12 protein-coding genes and 1 pseudogene are annotated in these 17,419 nt (G+C 36.8%); 12 read left to right on the top strand and 1 reads right to left on the bottom strand.

Features of this window, described 5'->3' with window-relative positions; all coding sequences use genetic code 11:
* The first annotated feature begins 10 nt into the window (after positions 1-10).
* On the top strand, positions 11-1,636 hold the full coding sequence (locus tag A6755_RS21895; RefSeq protein WP_063591940.1) for an amidohydrolase: 1,626 nt from the start codon (positions 11-13) through the stop codon (positions 1,634-1,636).
* A gap of 34 nt (positions 1,637-1,670) precedes the next feature.
* Positions 1,671-2,570, top strand: a complete 900-nt coding sequence (locus A6755_RS21890; RefSeq protein WP_052137514.1) for a carbon-nitrogen hydrolase — start codon at positions 1,671-1,673, stop codon at positions 2,568-2,570.
* Between the two features lie 477 nt (positions 2,571-3,047).
* Here the strand turns inward: A6755_RS21890 and A6755_RS21885 are convergent, their stop codons facing one another.
* Positions 3,048-4,268: a chromate transporter gene (locus tag A6755_RS21885; protein ID WP_063591939.1), complete on the bottom strand. Its 1,221-nt coding sequence runs from the start codon at positions 4,266-4,268 to the stop codon at positions 3,048-3,050.
* Positions 4,269-4,859: 591 nt separating this feature from the next.
* On the opposite strand from A6755_RS21885, the gene A6755_RS27285 reads away from it, so the two are divergent.
* The 10 genes and pseudogenes from A6755_RS27285 to A6755_RS21830 all read left to right on the top strand — a co-directional run bounded on the left by A6755_RS27285 (position 4,860) and on the right by A6755_RS21830 (position 17,394).
* Positions 4,860-5,000, top strand: coding sequence for a hypothetical protein (locus tag A6755_RS27285; RefSeq protein ID WP_153246179.1), 141 nt, complete (start codon positions 4,860-4,862; stop codon positions 4,998-5,000).
* Positions 5,001-6,068: 1,068 nt separating this feature from the next.
* Positions 6,069-7,372, top strand: a pseudogene (locus A6755_RS28375) (MFS transporter).
* 295 nt (positions 7,373-7,667) lie between these two features.
* Complete coding sequence (locus A6755_RS21870) at positions 7,668-8,585, top strand: class II fructose-bisphosphate aldolase (protein WP_063591938.1); 918 nt, start codon at positions 7,668-7,670, stop codon at positions 8,583-8,585.
* Between the two features lie 148 nt (positions 8,586-8,733).
* Positions 8,734-9,249, top strand: coding sequence for a thiol peroxidase (gene tpx / locus A6755_RS21865; protein ID WP_034314973.1), 516 nt, complete (start codon positions 8,734-8,736; stop codon positions 9,247-9,249).
* A 573-nt stretch (positions 9,250-9,822) separates the two neighbouring features.
* Entirely contained in the window at positions 9,823-10,488 is a 666-nt protein-coding gene (locus A6755_RS21860) for a GntR family transcriptional regulator (protein WP_244889705.1), read from the top strand.
* A gap of 337 nt (positions 10,489-10,825) precedes the next feature.
* Positions 10,826-12,223, top strand: coding sequence for an NCS1 family transporter (locus A6755_RS21855; protein ID WP_063591937.1), 1,398 nt, complete (start codon positions 10,826-10,828; stop codon positions 12,221-12,223).
* Positions 12,224-12,356: 133 nt separating this feature from the next.
* Positions 12,357-13,739: an allantoinase AllB gene (gene allB, locus A6755_RS21850; RefSeq protein ID WP_063591936.1), complete on the top strand. Its 1,383-nt coding sequence runs from the start codon at positions 12,357-12,359 to the stop codon at positions 13,737-13,739.
* Positions 13,740-13,907: 168 nt separating this feature from the next.
* Entirely contained in the window at positions 13,908-14,663 is a 756-nt protein-coding gene (locus A6755_RS21845) for an IclR family transcriptional regulator (protein WP_053533978.1), read from the top strand.
* Positions 14,664-15,620: 957 nt separating this feature from the next.
* The gene (locus A6755_RS21835; RefSeq protein WP_034314956.1) at positions 15,621-16,445 is read left to right on the top strand and encodes a transketolase; all 825 of its coding nucleotides are present in this window, start codon (positions 15,621-15,623) and stop codon (positions 16,443-16,445) included.
* Position 16,446: 1 nt separating this feature from the next.
* Positions 16,447-17,394, top strand: coding sequence for a transketolase family protein (locus A6755_RS21830; protein ID WP_034314953.1), 948 nt, complete (start codon positions 16,447-16,449; stop codon positions 17,392-17,394).
* Positions 17,395-17,419 lie beyond the last annotated feature (25 nt).

Raw genomic sequence — 17,419 nt, 5'->3', positions numbered from 1 at the left:
GAGGATAATAATGGTAAATGCAGACATCATTCTTTCTGGTCAACATGTTTTTACTGGATTACAGGATGAGCCTATACAGGCAGCTATCGCTATTAAAGATAATAAAATGATTAAAATCGGTTCTAAAGAAGATATAATGTCATTTCTTGGAGATCAAACAAAGGTGTATGACTTCGAAGAGGGGCTGATCATTCCGGGATTTCATGATTTTCATATGCACATTATGATGGGAAGCATTTTACAGAAGGATAGTGCCAAATTATTTGATGCAGCTTCAGAAGAAGATGCGGCCAAAATAGTAGCTGAATTTGCAGAAACGAGACCAAATGATGAGTGGATATTCGGTGTTGGCTGGGATCATACCAAGTGGAAGAATAAAGTGCTCCCACATAGAACAACACTGGATAAATATATTTGTGATCGTCCCGTTTTATTATTCAATGCAGAAGTGCATTACGCATGGATCAATAGTAAAGCGATGGAGATGATCCAATTAACGAAGGATACTCCAGATCCGGAATATGGAGAAATTGGAAAAGATGAAAATGGGGAACTGACAGGCCTTCTATTTGAACAGGCAATTGGGTATGCATCAGAACATGCATACAAATTACCGAAAGAAAAACGTGAAAACCTATTCCAAGGTTTTCTTAATGAAACAAAAAGGTTGGGAATCACATCCGTTAATGATTTATACGGAGCTAAAATTGCTCCGAATCCACTAGACGACCTTGAAATTTTTAAGGAATTTGAGAGAGAAGGGTTACTAACAACCAGAATTCACTTTTCGCCGGAGTTAAAAATGGATGTAGCTGCCGCCAAGGAATTACAAAAAAATTATCAGTCAGACAAGCTTACCTTTTCTGGATTAAAACAATTTATAGATGGTGTCGTGACTAGTCATACTGCTTTTTTATTGGATCATTATAAAGACCGTCCTGAAACAAAAGGCGGGACCACTTATCCAGCTGAAACAATTAAACAATTAGTAAAAAAGGCAGATAAGGAAAAATTTCAAATTCGTTTCCATGCTATTGGCAACGGTGCTGTCCGCTTAGCATTGGATGCATTTGAAGAAGCGAGGAACGTAAATGGGGAAAGAGATGCCAGACATGTCATTGAACATGTGGAGGTATTGCACCCAGACGATGTTCATCGCTTTAAGGAATTAAATGTAATCGCCTCATTTCAACCTAAACATATTGAATTAATGGAAAGTGAGGCATATACGGCCAGAATCAGTGAAAAACAACAACCACTCTATTATCCAATCAAAACACTCGTGGATACTGGTGCAAAAATTGCCTTTGGTACAGATTTTCCTGTAGTGCCCTTAAATCCCATGATGGGCATTTATCAGGCAATCACGAGAAAAGATTTAACCGGGAAGGCGTGGCAAGAGTCGGAAGGAGTAACATTAGCACAAGCGTTAAAGTATTACACGGCTACACCGGCATTCGGGTCTTTCAGAGAAAAGGAATTGGGCACTTTGGAAGCTGGAAAGATAGCGGATATCGCAGTATTAAATAAAAACTTATTTAGCATATCAACAGAGGAAATTCTTGAAACAGAAGTAAAGATGACGATCATGGATGGGAAGATCGTATATGAAAACCCGGTCGTCACAACTGTGTAAGATAAAAAATGATAAAAAGGTAGGTAGTGAGAAAATGTCAAAAGTGAAAGTTGGGCTTATTCAAATTCATTGCGGGGAATTCATTGCGGAAAATATTCAAAAAACGATAGGGAAAATAAAAGAAACAGTAAATAAAGGCGCACAAATCGTTTGCTTGCAGGAATTATTTTCTTCGCAATATTTTCCGCAAACGGTTAGTGTGAAAAATTATGATTTAGCAGAAGATGTAGATAGCGGTACATTGGCCGCAATGGGTGAATTGGCTAAGGAATTGGCCATTGTCTTGATTGTCCCTTTTTATGAAAGAGCAGGTGCTGGTATTTATTTTAATAGTGCAGCTGTATTTGATGCTGATGGGGAATGTTTAGGGATTACAAGGAAAAATCATATTCCGGATGGTCCCCAGTATCATGAAAAATATTATTTCGTTCCAGGCAATACTGGGTATCCTGTCTATGAAACGGCTTATGGAAAAATAGGAGTCGGGATTTGCTGGGATGAGTGGTATCCAGAAGTTGCCCGAATTTTGAGCTTACAAGGTGCAGAAATATTATTCTATCCTTCTGCTATTGGTTCAGAGCCAGATCATCCCGAGATATCAACAAGATCATCCTGGGAAAAGGCAATTTCCGCTCATGGTATTTCTAATGGTGTATTCGTTGCTGCGACAAATCGAGTGGGCCAGGAAAAGGACATGAATTTTTACGGCGGTTCATTCATTAGCGATACATTCGGGAATATTTTAGCTTCACTTGATGAGGAAGAAGGAATTATTGTCCAAGAAATTGATTTAAAAGAAATAGAAGAGACTAGAAAAATTCTGCAATTCTTTAGAGACCGTCGTGTCGATACATACGGCCCTATATTGCAAAAAGAAATTCTCCCGACCCCATCCCCTTCAAAAAAGGGAACAAACAAAGCGCTGTTTAGTTAATCAGTAAAAATAATGCAGGTGTTTTCTCTTAGGAGAATCCCATCACATAACCCATCAAGCTAATTCTGTTTTTAAATTAGGGATTGTTGTCTTATTTTACACTTACAACATCGTAATTAAGGCTGTGCGCAATCCTTTTTCTCAAAATTGGTTATACTTTGCTGAAATTTAAAAGAGGGATAGATTAATAGAACGATTGTTGGGGGACACGTAGTTTATGTTCAGGAGAGTACATTGTAAAATAATAACCGGTTCTTAAACTGCGTAACAAATTCTGCAATGGAAATAATGCGGTTCAATCGAATATAGCGGAATATATTTAAAAGAAATAGCAGGTGGGACTACCTGTTATTTCTTTTTTGCCTACTGTGAGTTATGCCTTTAAAGGTATAACTCACAGTTTTTTCAAAGTTTAAAATAAAATAGAATGAGATAAAAATGTGTCAATAAAGGGTGAAACGATAAATGAATATAGATTCATATTAACGTCATAAGTGAGCCTCCAGTAGCACCGATTATCACTATAAACCAAGCAGGCAATTTCCAGTACACAAGCATACTAAATAAGATGGCAGAAAAAGCAAAGTCTATAGGAGCTGAGATGGAGCTGGTCCAAATGGGATTATAAAAAGCCGCAATCAAGATGCCTACAACTGCTGCATTTACTCCCATTAATGCCCCTTTTACTTTAGGATTACGGCGTAATGTGTCCCAAAATGGCAATGTCCCTAAAATAAGAAGAAATGCAGGTAAGAAAATAGCAATTGTTGCTAATAAGCCACCTTGCCATCCATTTATCACGGCACCTATGTACGCTGCAAACGTAAATAATGGTCCCGGTACAGCTTGTGTTGCACCATATCCAGCAAGAAATGCCTCTTTGTCTAGCCATCCAGTAGGGACAAATTCACGTTCAAGCAATGGCAAGACTACATGTCCACCACCAAACACTAAAGAACCAGACCGATAAAAGCCATCAAACAGAGCAATCCAATTTGATGAAGTAACCTCTCGTAAAATTGGAAGTAGAAACAGTAATCCGAAAAATAAAACTAAACTAACAAAACCGACACCACGCGAAATCGGAAAATGAACGTTAGATTCATAACTTTCGTCGTGTCGTTTATAAATAAGAAAACCAATAAATGCGGCCAGTATTATAATACCAACTTGCACATAGGCAGTCTGCCAAATCAAGGTCCCAACCAAGGCTATTAATGCAATTGTCTTTCTCTTTATATCTGGAGTTAAATTTTTTGACATCCCCAAAATGGCGTGTGCAACTACTGCTACAGCTACTATTTTTAATCCGTGGATCCAGCCTGCATTTGAAACTTCCATTCCTTTGAAAAATGATGCTAATATTACTAACGCTATCACCGAAGGCATTGTAAAACCAAGGAAAGCTAAAATTCCACCGAAGAAACCTCCCCGCATAACTCCGACTCCAATTCCAACCTGACTGCTAGCTGGACCAGGCAAGAATTGACACAAAGCAACTAAATCAGCATAGCTTTTTTCATCCATCCATTTTCGTCGTTTAACATACTCATCATGAAAGTAACCTAAATGTGCTATTGGCCCACCAAATGATGTTAAACCAAGCCTTGTTGAAACTAATAGTATTTCAATCAGTGACTTTAAACTTCTGTTTGTTTTGTTTTGATCCACTAAAGTATTCCTCCTATTTAAGTTCATAAGCTTTCTTTCCGGCTTCCATAAATATTTCCTTTTTCAGTGGTCGAATAAATAATTTTCTTATTTTCCCATCGACGTTTCGTTCCTCATTTATTAAAAGTCCATCAGATTCCATTGTGTATAAAGTACCTGAATTGACGGTTTATCCATGTCATTTCAGTTCTTAGAACATCCAAAGACCAAAATCGATTATCTATAATGAAGTATACTATTTATAAATATTTAGTTTCTAATTCCAACAATTAATTTACACACACTTAATATTTGCTCAACCTAACATTATTTATCAAAAAATGGAAACATTTATCGACCTTAATGTTTAGGTAAATCCATAATGAAGTTCATTACCGGAAGCTGATCAGCAGCTTCTTTTCTTTTGGAGAAAAAAAGCAGTATTTAAAAAGATGAGGTATTTAACACTTAGCGTACTACTTTTTTTAAGTGAGACGGTTAGCTAAGATCAATATGGGAAATACTAAGAGAATGAAATTCTTACCGAATTTTCAGAAAAATACATTGACGGGAAATTAAGGTTGTTATATATTATTAATAAGTTAAATTTATTGTTATATAACAGAAGGAGGGATCTAGATGATGAACATTTATGATAAAGCTTATGAAAGTTATTTAAAGATTTGTGAAAGGTATGAAATCGAGTCGATAAACATTGACCATTTCATCAAAAATTTAACTAAAGATCAGTTGGATGAATACAGTAAATTAGCCGTTTAAACGAAAGGAAGTGATTGCAAAGATGGACCTCCCGGTTGATGTAGATGTAGAAGCCAGTTAGAAACCCCACCAGTTGCTATGGGAACAGGTGGGGTTTTGTCATATGTTTTAAGATCTTATTTTTAATAGGATAACTCGGCATGTTGCACAGATGTTGTTGGCAATTTATACTCACGATGGCCCTCTTTATTTGTTGTTGAGCACTTTAATGGCTCGCCCGATGACAAAGGTAACTATCAATATGTTCATCGTATTCATGGTCATGTTTGTGAAAGAACCTTCTATTGTTCGGGGACGTGTATAGGGTAAAGCCGGTATGATTAATAGGTAGCTTGCAATTGCTGGTGTTTTATTAGTTCATCTGATCTTATAAAAATCAAAGCAATAAAATATCAATTACTATTACATTACTAGTAAAAGAGAAAGGCTGTGTCATAAACTTTAGGGGGGGAAGGATGTAAAATTCAGAATTTTCTTGAAAGTGATTCATGCACATGTTAGAATTCATTTCAGGTAGGAATATTATAAATAAGATGATTTTGATTTCTCGTTGAAACTAGGTTTCTTAATAAGCAACGAAAACCGATAATGAAGGGACTAAAGAATCTATCTAGGAAATAAAGTCTATGGCGACGCCTTCTTGCCTAGTACCTTAAAACAAAAAATCAGTACAATGATTGTTATACAGTTCGACATAACTAATCATTCTTTTTATACAAAATTTTTTGGTTATAGAAAGGAACAGTGTTGCTTATTAGGAAACTAGAAGTGTTGATTAAACATCTTCAGTTTTAATATTCTTCAAGGCTATTTATAAGGGGGGAGAAAGATGATTTGAAGTGCTTCATTGGACAGGAAATAATAGGTAATAAAATTAGTTTACAGCACCGATAAAAGTTATGGCGATGTATGTTAATGATTTATTTTGTGGAATGGAAGAAATGTAAGCGCTTGTATAAAGGTTATCAGTTGGTAATGTACCGTGTTTTTACTGTAACACCGTAACTAGTTTAGAAAAGGCACAACTTTACATGATGGAAATGAAATCATTCAGGAGGTTGTTGTTTAATGAACAAACAACTGCAGCTGAAAAAGAAATCTAAATGGAAAGTTCGTTATACTGTCTTATTCGTATTATGGTTATGTTGGCTGTTTTCTTTCCTGGACCGAATGGTAATCACTATTGCATTGCCATATATTGGTGAAGATCTTAATCTTACGGCAACAGCTCAAGGGTTACTGTTAAGTATTTTCTTTGCGGGGTATGCACTGTTCCAAATTCCGGGCGGGATGTTATCAGATAAATTTGGCTTTCGTCGTGTGATGAGCATTGCGATTGTTTGGTGGTCAATTTTCACATCATTGACTGGTTTTATTTTTTCTTATCCACTTATGTTACTTATTCGATTCGTTTTCGGTTTAGGAGAGGCATGTTTACCAGGTGCTGCTTATAAAGGAATAGCTAATTACTTTCCCAGTAAACAACGAGGAACAGCTACTGGAATTCAGTCAACAGTTAATACTTTAGGACCGGCTATTGCTGCTATTGCTGCTGCAGCAATTATTGGGGCATTTGGATGGCGTACCGTTTTTATCGTAATGGGTATTCCGGGCATTATACTCGGTCTGTATATCTGGTTTAAATTCAAAGATAATCCGAAAGATCATCCTAAAATGACGAAAGAAGAGCTTGCAGAATTAGAGGAAGACATTGAGAATGAAAAATCGAATGAAGAAAAAAACTCAGGAGTTTCCTTTAAGGAACTATTTAAAAAACCGATTTTATGGCAAATGGCGTTCATTTGGTTCTTCTTTGATATTACTTTCTGGGGCTTCACTTCTGGCTTCCATCTTATCTGATAAATGTTAGAGGGCTTTCTTTAATGGATACTGGCATTTTCAGTGCCTTACCGTATTTAGTAGGTACAGTCTCCATTATTCTTGGTGGGTACTTGTCAGATAAAGTAAAAGGAAAGAGGAAATGGGTGTTTATCCCTAATGCTGTAATTAGTGGGCTGGCATTATTATTAATGCTTCAATCTACTTCCACTGCAGTGGTCATTACGTATCAATGTGTTGCTGCATTCTTCATGTTCTTAGCTCAAGGAGCATTCTGGGGACTGGTTGTTGACACGCTTCCTGCGAAAATAATGGCTGCAGGTTCATCTACTGTTAACTGTTTCGGATCAATTGCAGGATTTATCTCCCCGTTATTAATGGGTTATATGATTGAAAGCAGCGGTGGTTCGTACAATTCAACTTTCATATTAATGATTGCAGCCATCATTGTAGCAGCAATTATTGCCCTTACGATTGGCAATAATACCGAAAAAGAAAATTCATTAAAGTCAGAAACAATAGTGGAAGCCTAATTTGAATTTTCAATTTAGTAAGTAAATGGATTCATTTATCTTTGTTAAATGTTTTTTTACGTGGTAATAGCATTATATTTAGAATACCCTTGTTGAAAAGAGGCTGTCAGATGCCGAATCCTGTACATTGAAATACAGACGCTTTTTTTCAGATAGTGGGTAAGAAAGAGGGGGAAATGTTGGCTTTCAGAAAAGTATTTAAAATTAAAAGGGAACACTGTTGCTTATTAGGTAACATAAAGGGCGCGAATGAACGAAATAAGTTAAATCATCTTTTTTTAGGGAGTTTGAATGAATGAAAGTAAATTTAAAACCAAACAATGTCAGTTCATTAACAAAGGTACTTGCAGTAGCTACGCAAAATCAATTTGCTGTCGGTTCGTTTACTCCTAGAGCTACAAAGATGGTAGCTCCTATACTTAGAGCTGCCCAAGAAAAGAAATCTGCGGTTATTGTTCAAACTTCTGAGAGGGAGCAGGAACGATATGGAATTAATTTAGCGGAATTTAGCCGAGAGTTTTATCGTGTGATCCAAGAGGAGAATATTACGATCCCTGCTGTGTTACATTTAGACCATACGAAGGATTTCAATGTAATTGCAGAAGCCATCGAAGTTGGTTTTACATCCGTTATGATTGATGCATCAGAGCAACCATTCAATAAAAATATTGAGATAACAAAAAAGGTTGTTGAGTATGCACATTCAAAAGGCGTAACTGTAGAAGCTGAATTAGGCAAGATAGGGACAACCGACTTTATTGAAACCGACGTTGATGAAGAACTATTTACAGAGCCTGAAGAAGCAAAACAGTTTGTTGAAGAGACCTGTATTGATGCATTAGCGATTTCTGTCGGAACTTCACATGGGGTTTATCTCGTTAAAGATCCAAAAATTGATATTGATCGTTTAATGGAAATTCGTGCATTAACATCTGTACCTTTAGTGTTACATGGCGGTTCAGGCACTCCTTCAGAGATGATAAAGAATGCAATTCAAATTCCTAATGGTGGAATCAGTAAAGTGAATATTGCAACAGATTTAGAACATATGATGATAAAAACCCTTAATCGAGAAATTCATGTTACAGAAAAAGAGTGGTCGGAACTACCGACTGAAACATTGACTTTAGTCCAAAACGCAGTTCAGAACGTAGTAAAAGAAAAAATTGAAAACTTTTTAATAAGTAGTGATAGTGCTTCTTACTATGTTTAAGGAGTAATATGATACGAACCTTTGAACAGTACCCCATATTTTTAGACACATGGATAAACCCTTTAACCACATAATTTATGGCTATACTGCTTATCGTTGAAGATAACTTTTTTAGAAGAATTGCTAAGGTAATAGGAGGAAAAATAATATGTCTATAGAAAGATCAAGTATAGTAACATTTGCTGGCAATCCAGTTACGCTGATTGGGAGTGAAATTCGTGTTGGGGATAAAGCGCCAAATTTTGAAGTGTTAGCAAACGATCTCTCAAAAGTTACACTTGAAGATTCAAAAGGGAAAGTCCGCCTTATCTCATGTGTTCCCTCTCTTGATACAGGAGTATGCGACGCACAAACACGGCAATTTAACCAATCAGCTAGCAATCTAGGAAATGATGTAGAAGTGTTAACAATTAGTGTAGATCTTCCATTTGCACAAAAAAGATGGTGTGGAGCAGCAGGAATAGAACAAGCCCAAACCCTTTCCGATCATTTTAAGATGTCATTTGGAACAGCTTATGGCACATATATAAAGGAACATCGTTTAGAATGCCGTGCAGTATTCGTTGTAGATGAAAATGATATCGTACAGTATGTTGAATACGTTCCGGAAATTACGGAACATCCGAACTATGAAGCAGCTATAAAAGCAATTAAATCATTATAAAAGTTAAAAAGTGATATAAGTAAGCAATATACCATGTTTAAAGATCCTAAGAAGTAAAATGTTACTGCATTAAAATCTTTTTTTCTCAGTAGATAGGCTGCCTTTCAAAAGGTCAGCCTCTTCTCCTATATGGTTATTAATAATGGGGTGGTGAGGTGCAAAAGTTGTTATTACCTTAAAGGAATAGGTTTAAGTAAAAAAATTGCATCCTGCTAGAATAGTATTTATTTTATGTTAATAAGGAGATGGCAATATTCTGAATTTTGCATTTTTTTGTTGAAAAACTAAATTAGTGGTGATAGTATAAAAAATGCGAAATATAGAATAAAATGTTATATTTTACTCACTTATTGAAACAATGTTGCTTATTGAGGGACAGGAAGGGCGGCTAGTTCTTTTGAGATTTGGCAATGTTCTTTGAAAACAGACAGATTGAAGCATTTTAAACAACTTAATTTAAATGATCAGGTTTATAAAATTTAGTACAATCATTCAGTTTAAATTTTTTTACCCAGTATTGTATACAATAATGCATTCAATTTTGAATTCTTCATTGAGGGGAGGTATAAAGTGTTGAATAGTTTAGAAATGGATATCTATAAAAAAATCAAGCAAGCTATTATCCAGCAAAAGCTTCGGCCAAATATGCAACTCATAGAAAAGGATCTTGCTGAATCGTTTGGCGTAAGCCGTACCCCTGTTCGAAATGTTCTGCGCAGATTGGAATATGAAAAATTAGTGAAAATTAAAGAGCATAAAGGTACTTTTGTCTCCTGTTCAACAATTGAAGAAGCAAAAGAAGTATTTGAAATGAGGAGAATCTTAGAAGGGGAAGCAGTGCGAAGAGCATGCAGACTCCATAATGAGGAACAATTAAAAGAACTAGAGACTCTGGTAGAAGAAGAACGACATATTTATGGTAGTCTGGATTTTTATGAATCTTTAAAAGTCTCTGGGGATTTTCATTTGAAAATAGCTGAAATCGCAGGGAATTCGTATTTTTATCAATATCTGGAAGACTTGATTTCCCTGACTTATGTGATTATAGCAATCTATGGAAGAGGTAAAATGGAAACATGTGGTTCTCACGATCATTTGCAAATTTTTAATGCCATTAAGCAAAGGGACGGTGATCTTGCAGAACGCTTATCTCTCATTCATCTTAGTGAAATTGAGTCGAATCTGCATTTTAATGAGGAATTACAGATTTCTTCTTCCTTGTCAGATATATTTCTTTAAATGTAATTTGATATACAATTATTGAAAGCGCTTACCATCTGGGTTTTTAAGGAGGTGATACAGTCCTTCGAAAGCATTTTCAAATTTAAAGTGTTGTCATGTGTTTTTTTTGCAACTTTAAAGAAACAATGTTGCTTAATACACAACAAGTAATCGGGTAATCGATGGGAAATAGTACTAAAACAAATTCGCATTTTAATTCCTGTGAATGATGAACGGAAAAGACCACTTAGAAGGTAGTTTGTAACATATCATAGCTTGGCAAACATCTAAGACCTAACTTGTTAACCAATGCATTAAAATGCGGCAAACAATAAAAAAAGGGGTTGGATGTATCATGTCTACAAATTTAGAAAGTTACGTTCCACAAGAAACGCAGATCCAACATGATACGGGTGTGGATGAATCACTTAATCCGAAAACCGAGGAAGGTAGGACGGTAAGTCCGGTAGACTATATTTTCATGTGGGTTGGTGACGGTGTTAATCTAGGTAATATGACGCTTGGAGCCAGTATGATTGTAGCGGGAATCGCTACGTTAAACATCTTTCAGACATTTGCCGCAGCTATCATGGCAATTGGTATCATTTCAACTGTTTTTGCTTTAAATGATAGGCTCGGATACAGAACGGGTATCCCATATGTTGTACAGCTTAGAATGTCCTTTGGCCTGAAAGGTTCCGTAATATCATCACTGATGCGCGGTATTCCCGCCATCGTTTGGTACGGTTTTCAAAGTTGGATTGGCGGTACTGCCTTAAATGAAATTGCGAAGATTATGACGGGCGGCGCCTTTGATAATGTTGCTATTTGCTTTATCGTGCTGCAGTTGGTGCAAATTGGGCTTTCGCTGTATGGATTCCATGCCATTAAATGGGTGGAAACGCTTGCGTCTATTGTTATTGTACTTGCGCTTCTCTATGTATTTGGCGTTCTACTAACCTCCTATAGCGATGTTATTGCAGAAAAATGGGTTCATGCAGAAGGATCATGGGGCTTACCTTTCTTTGCATTGATCATGATGTTTATGGGGAATTATGCGGCTATCTTTTTAAGTGCAGCGGACTATTCAAGAGAGCTAAAAACCGGTATTAGCGACAAAAAACGCGGGTTTTTGTACTTTCTTCCTATTTTAACAGCGTACGGCTTGACACTTACAATCGGTGGTATGCTTGCTTCCGCAACCGGCATCAACAATCCTGTAAAAGCATTTGCGGTCGTGGTGGATAACTCGTATATTACCCTCTTTGTATCCGCATTTATTGTTTTGGGTGCGGTGGCAGTAAACATGGTTGCCAATATCATTCCGCCAACCTATGTTATTACATTGCTTACAAAAATGAAATATAAACCTGCAGTTACCATAACCGGACTGCTTGCATTTTGTTCATTCCCTTGGGTTCTTGTGCAGGATTCTTCGGCAAAGGGTCTTGGAATCTTCATTCTTATATATTCCGCATTTTTAGGACCGATTGTTTCTATATTATTAGTCGAATATTATATATTAAGAAAGCAGAAGGTGAATGTTGCAGATTTGTATAAGGAAGACGGTCCATTTGCCGGGTATAATCCAGCAGCGGTGCTTGCATTGCTAATCGGCGCCGGTGCAGCATGTTTGAAAGTGGAGCTGGCATGGATTATCGGCGTTGTTGTGGGAGGCAGTGCATATTTGCTTTTGATGAAATTTGCATTTAAAGATTCAAAATTCAAAAAGGGTACAATTTTTGAAAAGTAGACTTGTATTTCTATGTTTCAGGGGGCTATTCTCTCTGTCTATTTATAATGGATTGATGCAATCTGAGGAGGAAATGAACAAGGCAATTGTATAATGTCAATATACTGAAAATTGCAAAAAAGGAGTTGGGAGAATGAAGTTTGATTTAGTTATAAAGAACGGAAATGTAGTAATTGAAAATACAGTGGAACAACTAGATATCGGTATACTTCACGGTAAGATTGCAGAAATTTCAAAAGAAATAACCGGAGAATCTGCTGAAATCATAGATGCTGCTCATCAATATGTCATGCCTGGGATGATAGATGCCCATGTCCATATTTGCGAGCCAGGCAGAACGGAGTGGGAAGGGTTTGTAACAGGAACTCAAGCACTGGCTGCAGGAGGGACAACATCATTTGTAGATATGCCATTAAACGCTTTGCCGGCAACGACTACAAAGAGTTCACTGCATTTAAAAATAAGATCTGCTGAAAATAAGGCGTATGTTGATTATGCTTTGTATGGTGGATTAGTTCCTGATAATCTCCAAGATTTAGAGGACCTTTCTAACGAAGGTGTTGTGGCTTTCAAATGTTTTATGGCAACATGTGGCAGTGAGGAAATTGGAGATTTTAAAAATGTCGATGATTTTACTTTATATCAAGGAATGAAAAAACTATCGGAATTGGGGCATATTTTATCTATACATGCTGAGAATGCAGAGCTTACTGATAAACTGGCAATTGAAAAGAAAAAACAAGGGAAAACAACAGCAAGAGATTATGTAGAGTCCCGCCCCATTTTTACTGAGGTTGATGCTGTAAAACGTGCTTTGTTATTGGGGAAAGAGACTGGATGCAAATTGCATTTTGTTCATATTAGCAGTGAAGAGGCTGTGGAAGAAATCCTTAACGCACGTAAACTAGGCCAAGAGGTTACGATAGAATCGTGTCCTCACTATTTCACGTTGGATATGGAAACCTTTGAAAGGATAGGACCTGTTGCGAAATGCGCCCCGCCGCTTCGTACTAAAGCAGAACAAGATAAATTATGGGAAGCACTTAAGGAAGGGAAAATTGATATCCTGGCCTCAGACCATTCCCCATGTCCACCAGAAATGAAGCAGAGCAACACCAATAATATGTTTGAAGTGTGGGGAGGGATTAGTGGCTGCCAAAATAATGTTGATTTAATGTTTGACGAGGCTGTTAAGAAACGTGGGGTTTCTGTAAGTAATTTTTCAAAGATGATTGCGACAAAACCTGCAGAAATATTTAACTTAAGAAATAAAGGAAGCATTAAAGTTTCCTATGATGCTGATATCATTCTTCTTGATCCAAATAAATCATACACCATTCAGCCAGAAGATTTGTATTACCGTCATCAACAAAGCCCTTATGTTGGGAGAAAGATTAACTGTCGAGTGACGAAAACGTTTGTAAGAGGACAACTAGTATTTGATTTTGAAAAAGGGATTGTAAGTCATCCAATTGGGAAGTTCATTTCGGCAAAAAGTAGTTTCGTACAAGCATAAAGTTATGTAAAGAAGGTTGACCCAAAAGGGCACTTTAGTTGCCCTTAATGGCGTCATACCTTCTTTTTTTGGGTTATTTTTTGACTGGTATTATGTCTGGGTATTGCTCTTGTGGTAATATAAAGAAACAGGATCAGTAATATAGGATTTAATCGGAGGTTAATATAAATGGTTAAGTCAGTAGATAGGGCATTAACAATTATTTCATTAGTGAGCAAGCGTAAAGAAGGGATTGGGGTTACTGAGCTGGCCTCCAACCTAGATTTAAATAAAAGCTCTATATTCAGATTATTAAGTACTCTTGTAGATCATGGATTCATCGAACAAAATCCTGAAACTAAAAAATATAGATTAGGCTATAAATATTTAGAATTAAGTTCGATGCTGCTTGAATCTATTGACTTGAGAACTCAAGCTAAACCATTTCTGGAAGAGTTAGAATCACATATTAATGAAGTGATCCACTTGACCGTATATGATCAAGGAGAGGTAATCTATATTGAAAAACTTGAGGGAAGTGAAACCCTTAGAACACATTCCCAAGTAGGGAGACGTGCCCCAATGCATTGTACGGCAGTTGGGAAGGTAATCTTGGCCCATCTGCCATTAAATGAGATCGTAGATATAATTGACAAGCATGGTTTACCAAAACATACTGAACAGACGATTACCGATAAAGAATCCTTTTTTAAAGAATTGGGAAAAATAAGGAATGAAGGTATTGGTAGGGAAATTGAAGAAAATGAACAAGGAATCACCTGTATTGCAGCGCCAATTTTTGATAATCGTAAGAAAATTACAGCTGCTGTTAGTATATCAGGACCAAGCATCCGAATGACTGAAGAAAGATTAACTGAAATTAAACCAATTATAATGGATATTGGTAAAAAGATTTCCAAGAGGCTTGGTTACACAGATAATTAAATCATGTGAAAAAGAATTGGTATAATGCCAATTCTTTTTTTGTGAACAAAAGGGGTTCGGGATTTTTTCCTTCCTTATCAAATTTATCAGGTGGAAAAGGCTTCTTTCCATGGGTTTGTCCAATCCTTGATTTAATTCATTTGAAGGCATCCTACCTCTTAATACAAACCTTTCACCAAGTCATAAATGAAAGTGAAATCAATGGCAGCCTCCATTTTACGACTAATGGTTCGGTGGCACCAGTTAATCTAAATAATCATTTCAAGTTGATCTCGCTGAATAGAATCATGTTTGGAAAGCATCCTCATCACCTCAGGTATTAATACTTCTATTTTAAAACAAATATGACTCTAGGCAAAAGTGTTCTATCTAAAAGGTAAGACAAAGTTGATTGGAGCGGGTGTTCGAGACTCCTGCGGGAAAAGCGCGTCTAGGGGAGACCCCGCAGGCGAAAGCCGAGGGCCGACCGCCCGCGGAAAGCGAGTGCCCTACGTTCCAATAAACGTCAAATTGTACAAGCCAAAAAAATAGACAAACTCAATTTTCATCGAGTTTGTCTACAGTCTGAAAGAATTGGTTTAAGACCAATTCTTTTTTTTTTAGACAAAAGAGGTTCTAAAAAGGAACGGAGGGTGCGATACTTCTGCTGGAAAAGCGAGTGCCCGGAGAGGAGAACGTTCAAATTGTCTACAGTCTGAAAGAATGTATAAGACCAATTCTTTTTTTGTGGAAATTTATTGAATCAAGTTTATCTTTGAATAGGAACTTTGGTGTTTTGCCCTACGAAAATTTTTATAAAAAATTTAATGGTAAAATACTTGAAATATTCAAAAAACGGTGATAATATCAAAATAAGAAACAAGGTTAGTTAATAAGCAACAAATTACTTATTCTTATTTTTTTAACCATTTAATGAAACGACGTTGCTTATTGTGCGACTAAAAGGAGGAGTAAATAGTGGATTTTTCTAAAGAGAAAGGCGAATTTTATAATAATCTAACGAAAACGATTCGCCGGCACATAGTTAAAATGACGAACCATGCTGGAAGTGGTCATCCTGGTGGTTCTTTATCGGCAACTGAATTAATGTCCGTCCTATTTTTTGAACACATGAATGTTGATCCTGACAACCCAGATTGGCAAGACCGAGATTGTTTCTTCTTATCTAAGGGGCATTGTACACCTGTATTTTATTCAGTATTAGCTGAAAAAGGTTTCTTCCCGGTTGAAGAATTAATGACATTCAGGGATGTTGACGGTAGGTTACATGGACATCCATGTGGAGAGCATATTCCAGGTGTAGACATATCTTCAGGATCACTTGGTCAAGGATTATCGGTAGCTAATGGTGTTGGATTAATTGCAAAACTGGATGGCAGCAATAGAAGATCATATTGCATGATAGGTGATGGAGAATTACAAGAAGGTCAAGTTTGGGAAGCGGCAATGACAACTGCACATTACAATCTTGATAACGTTTGTGCGATTATCGACTGGAACAAAATTCAACTTGATGATTTTGTTGAAAATGTAAAAGGTGTAAAAAATCTTGGTGATAAATTTAGAGCTTTCGGTTGGCACGTTGTTGAAATTGATGGTCATGATATTCATGCAGTTAATGAAGCGTATAAAGAAGCTAAACGCACTAAAGGCAGACCTACTGCAATTCTGGCTCATACGGTTAAAGGCAAGGGAGTTTCATTTATGGAAGACACCCATGATTGGCATGGAATGGCTCCGAATGATGAGCAATTAGAAATCGCTTTAAAGGAGTTGGCTTAAGATGGCAAATCAAGAAGCACCACGTAAAGGTTTTGCTGATGCACTAATTAGACTTGGAGAAAAACATGACAATTTAGTGGTACTTGACGCGGACTGCGCAAAATCGAATATGACAAATCTATATAAAAATAGATTTCCAGAACGCTTTTTCAACATCGGTATTTCTGAATGTGATTTAGTAGGTACCGCAGCCGGTATGGCAGTGGCGGGTAAAGTACCATTTGCCAATGCTTATGCAAACTTCCTTACTGGGCGGGCATTTGATCAAATGAGGATTTCAGTATGTTATTCAAATAACAATGTGAAAATTGTCGGTCATAACGCTGGTACATCAGCTGCTCAAGAAGGTGCAACACATTTACCGCTTGAAGATATTTCTTTAATGCGCTCACTTCCACGTATGACGGTAATTGTTCCAGCTGATGCGGTTGAAATGGAAAAAGCAGTAGAAGCTGCATATTACCATGAAGGACCAATTTACCTCCGTGTTGGCAAATTGCCAGTACCGATCGTTACCAAAAAAGAAGAACCATTCAAAATAGGTAAAGCAATTAAATACCGTGAAGGATCAGATATAACAATCATCAGTACTGGGATAATGCTTGATGAATCACTAAAAGCAGCAGGTGAATTGGAAAAGCAAGGTGTAAGCGCCGAACTTTTACACATCCATACAATTAAACCTATTGATAAAGAAGCCATTATTGCATCTGCTGCGAAAACAAAACATGTCATCACAGTTGAAGAGCATTCAATTATAGGCGGATTAGGCAGTGCTGTTGCTGAAGTATTATCGGAAAACCAACCAGCTAAATTAAGAAGAATCGGTACAAATGACCGTTTTGGGGTTTCTGGAAAAATGGATGAATTACTTGATTTATTTGAATTAAGAGCACACCGTATTATTTCTACTGCAAATGAATTATTAGGGCACAGAGTAACTAGCTAATCACATTTTTAGATAATGAAAGGGG

It is taken from the genome of Peribacillus frigoritolerans (assembly GCF_001636405.1).
Taxonomy (GTDB): domain Bacteria; phylum Bacillota; class Bacilli; order Bacillales; family DSM-1321; genus Peribacillus; species Peribacillus frigoritolerans.
The sequence above is the reverse complement of the archived record's forward strand: the minus strand, read 5'-3'. Positions and strand labels throughout refer to the sequence as shown.

Coding starts and splice junctions, on each gene's coding strand:
- A6755_RS21885 (WP_063591939.1), bottom strand. CDS start 4,268: ATGAACTTAAATAGGAGGAATACTTTAGTGGATCAAAACAAAACAAAC.
- A6755_RS21855 (WP_063591937.1), top strand. CDS start 10,826: ATGTCTACAAATTTAGAAAGTTACGTTCCACAAGAAACGCAGATCCAA.
- A6755_RS27285 (WP_153246179.1), top strand. CDS start 4,860: ATGATGAACATTTATGATAAAGCTTATGAAAGTTATTTAAAGATTTGT.
- tpx (WP_034314973.1), top strand. CDS start 8,734: ATGTCTATAGAAAGATCAAGTATAGTAACATTTGCTGGCAATCCAGTT.
- A6755_RS21890 (WP_052137514.1), top strand. CDS start 1,671: ATGTCAAAAGTGAAAGTTGGGCTTATTCAAATTCATTGCGGGGAATTC.
- A6755_RS21870 (WP_063591938.1), top strand. CDS start 7,668: ATGAAAGTAAATTTAAAACCAAACAATGTCAGTTCATTAACAAAGGTA.
- A6755_RS21845 (WP_053533978.1), top strand. CDS start 13,908: ATGGTTAAGTCAGTAGATAGGGCATTAACAATTATTTCATTAGTGAGC.
- A6755_RS21830 (WP_034314953.1), top strand. CDS start 16,447: ATGGCAAATCAAGAAGCACCACGTAAAGGTTTTGCTGATGCACTAATT.
- allB (WP_063591936.1), top strand. CDS start 12,357: ATGAAGTTTGATTTAGTTATAAAGAACGGAAATGTAGTAATTGAAAAT.
- A6755_RS21895 (WP_063591940.1), top strand. CDS start 11: ATGGTAAATGCAGACATCATTCTTTCTGGTCAACATGTTTTTACTGGA.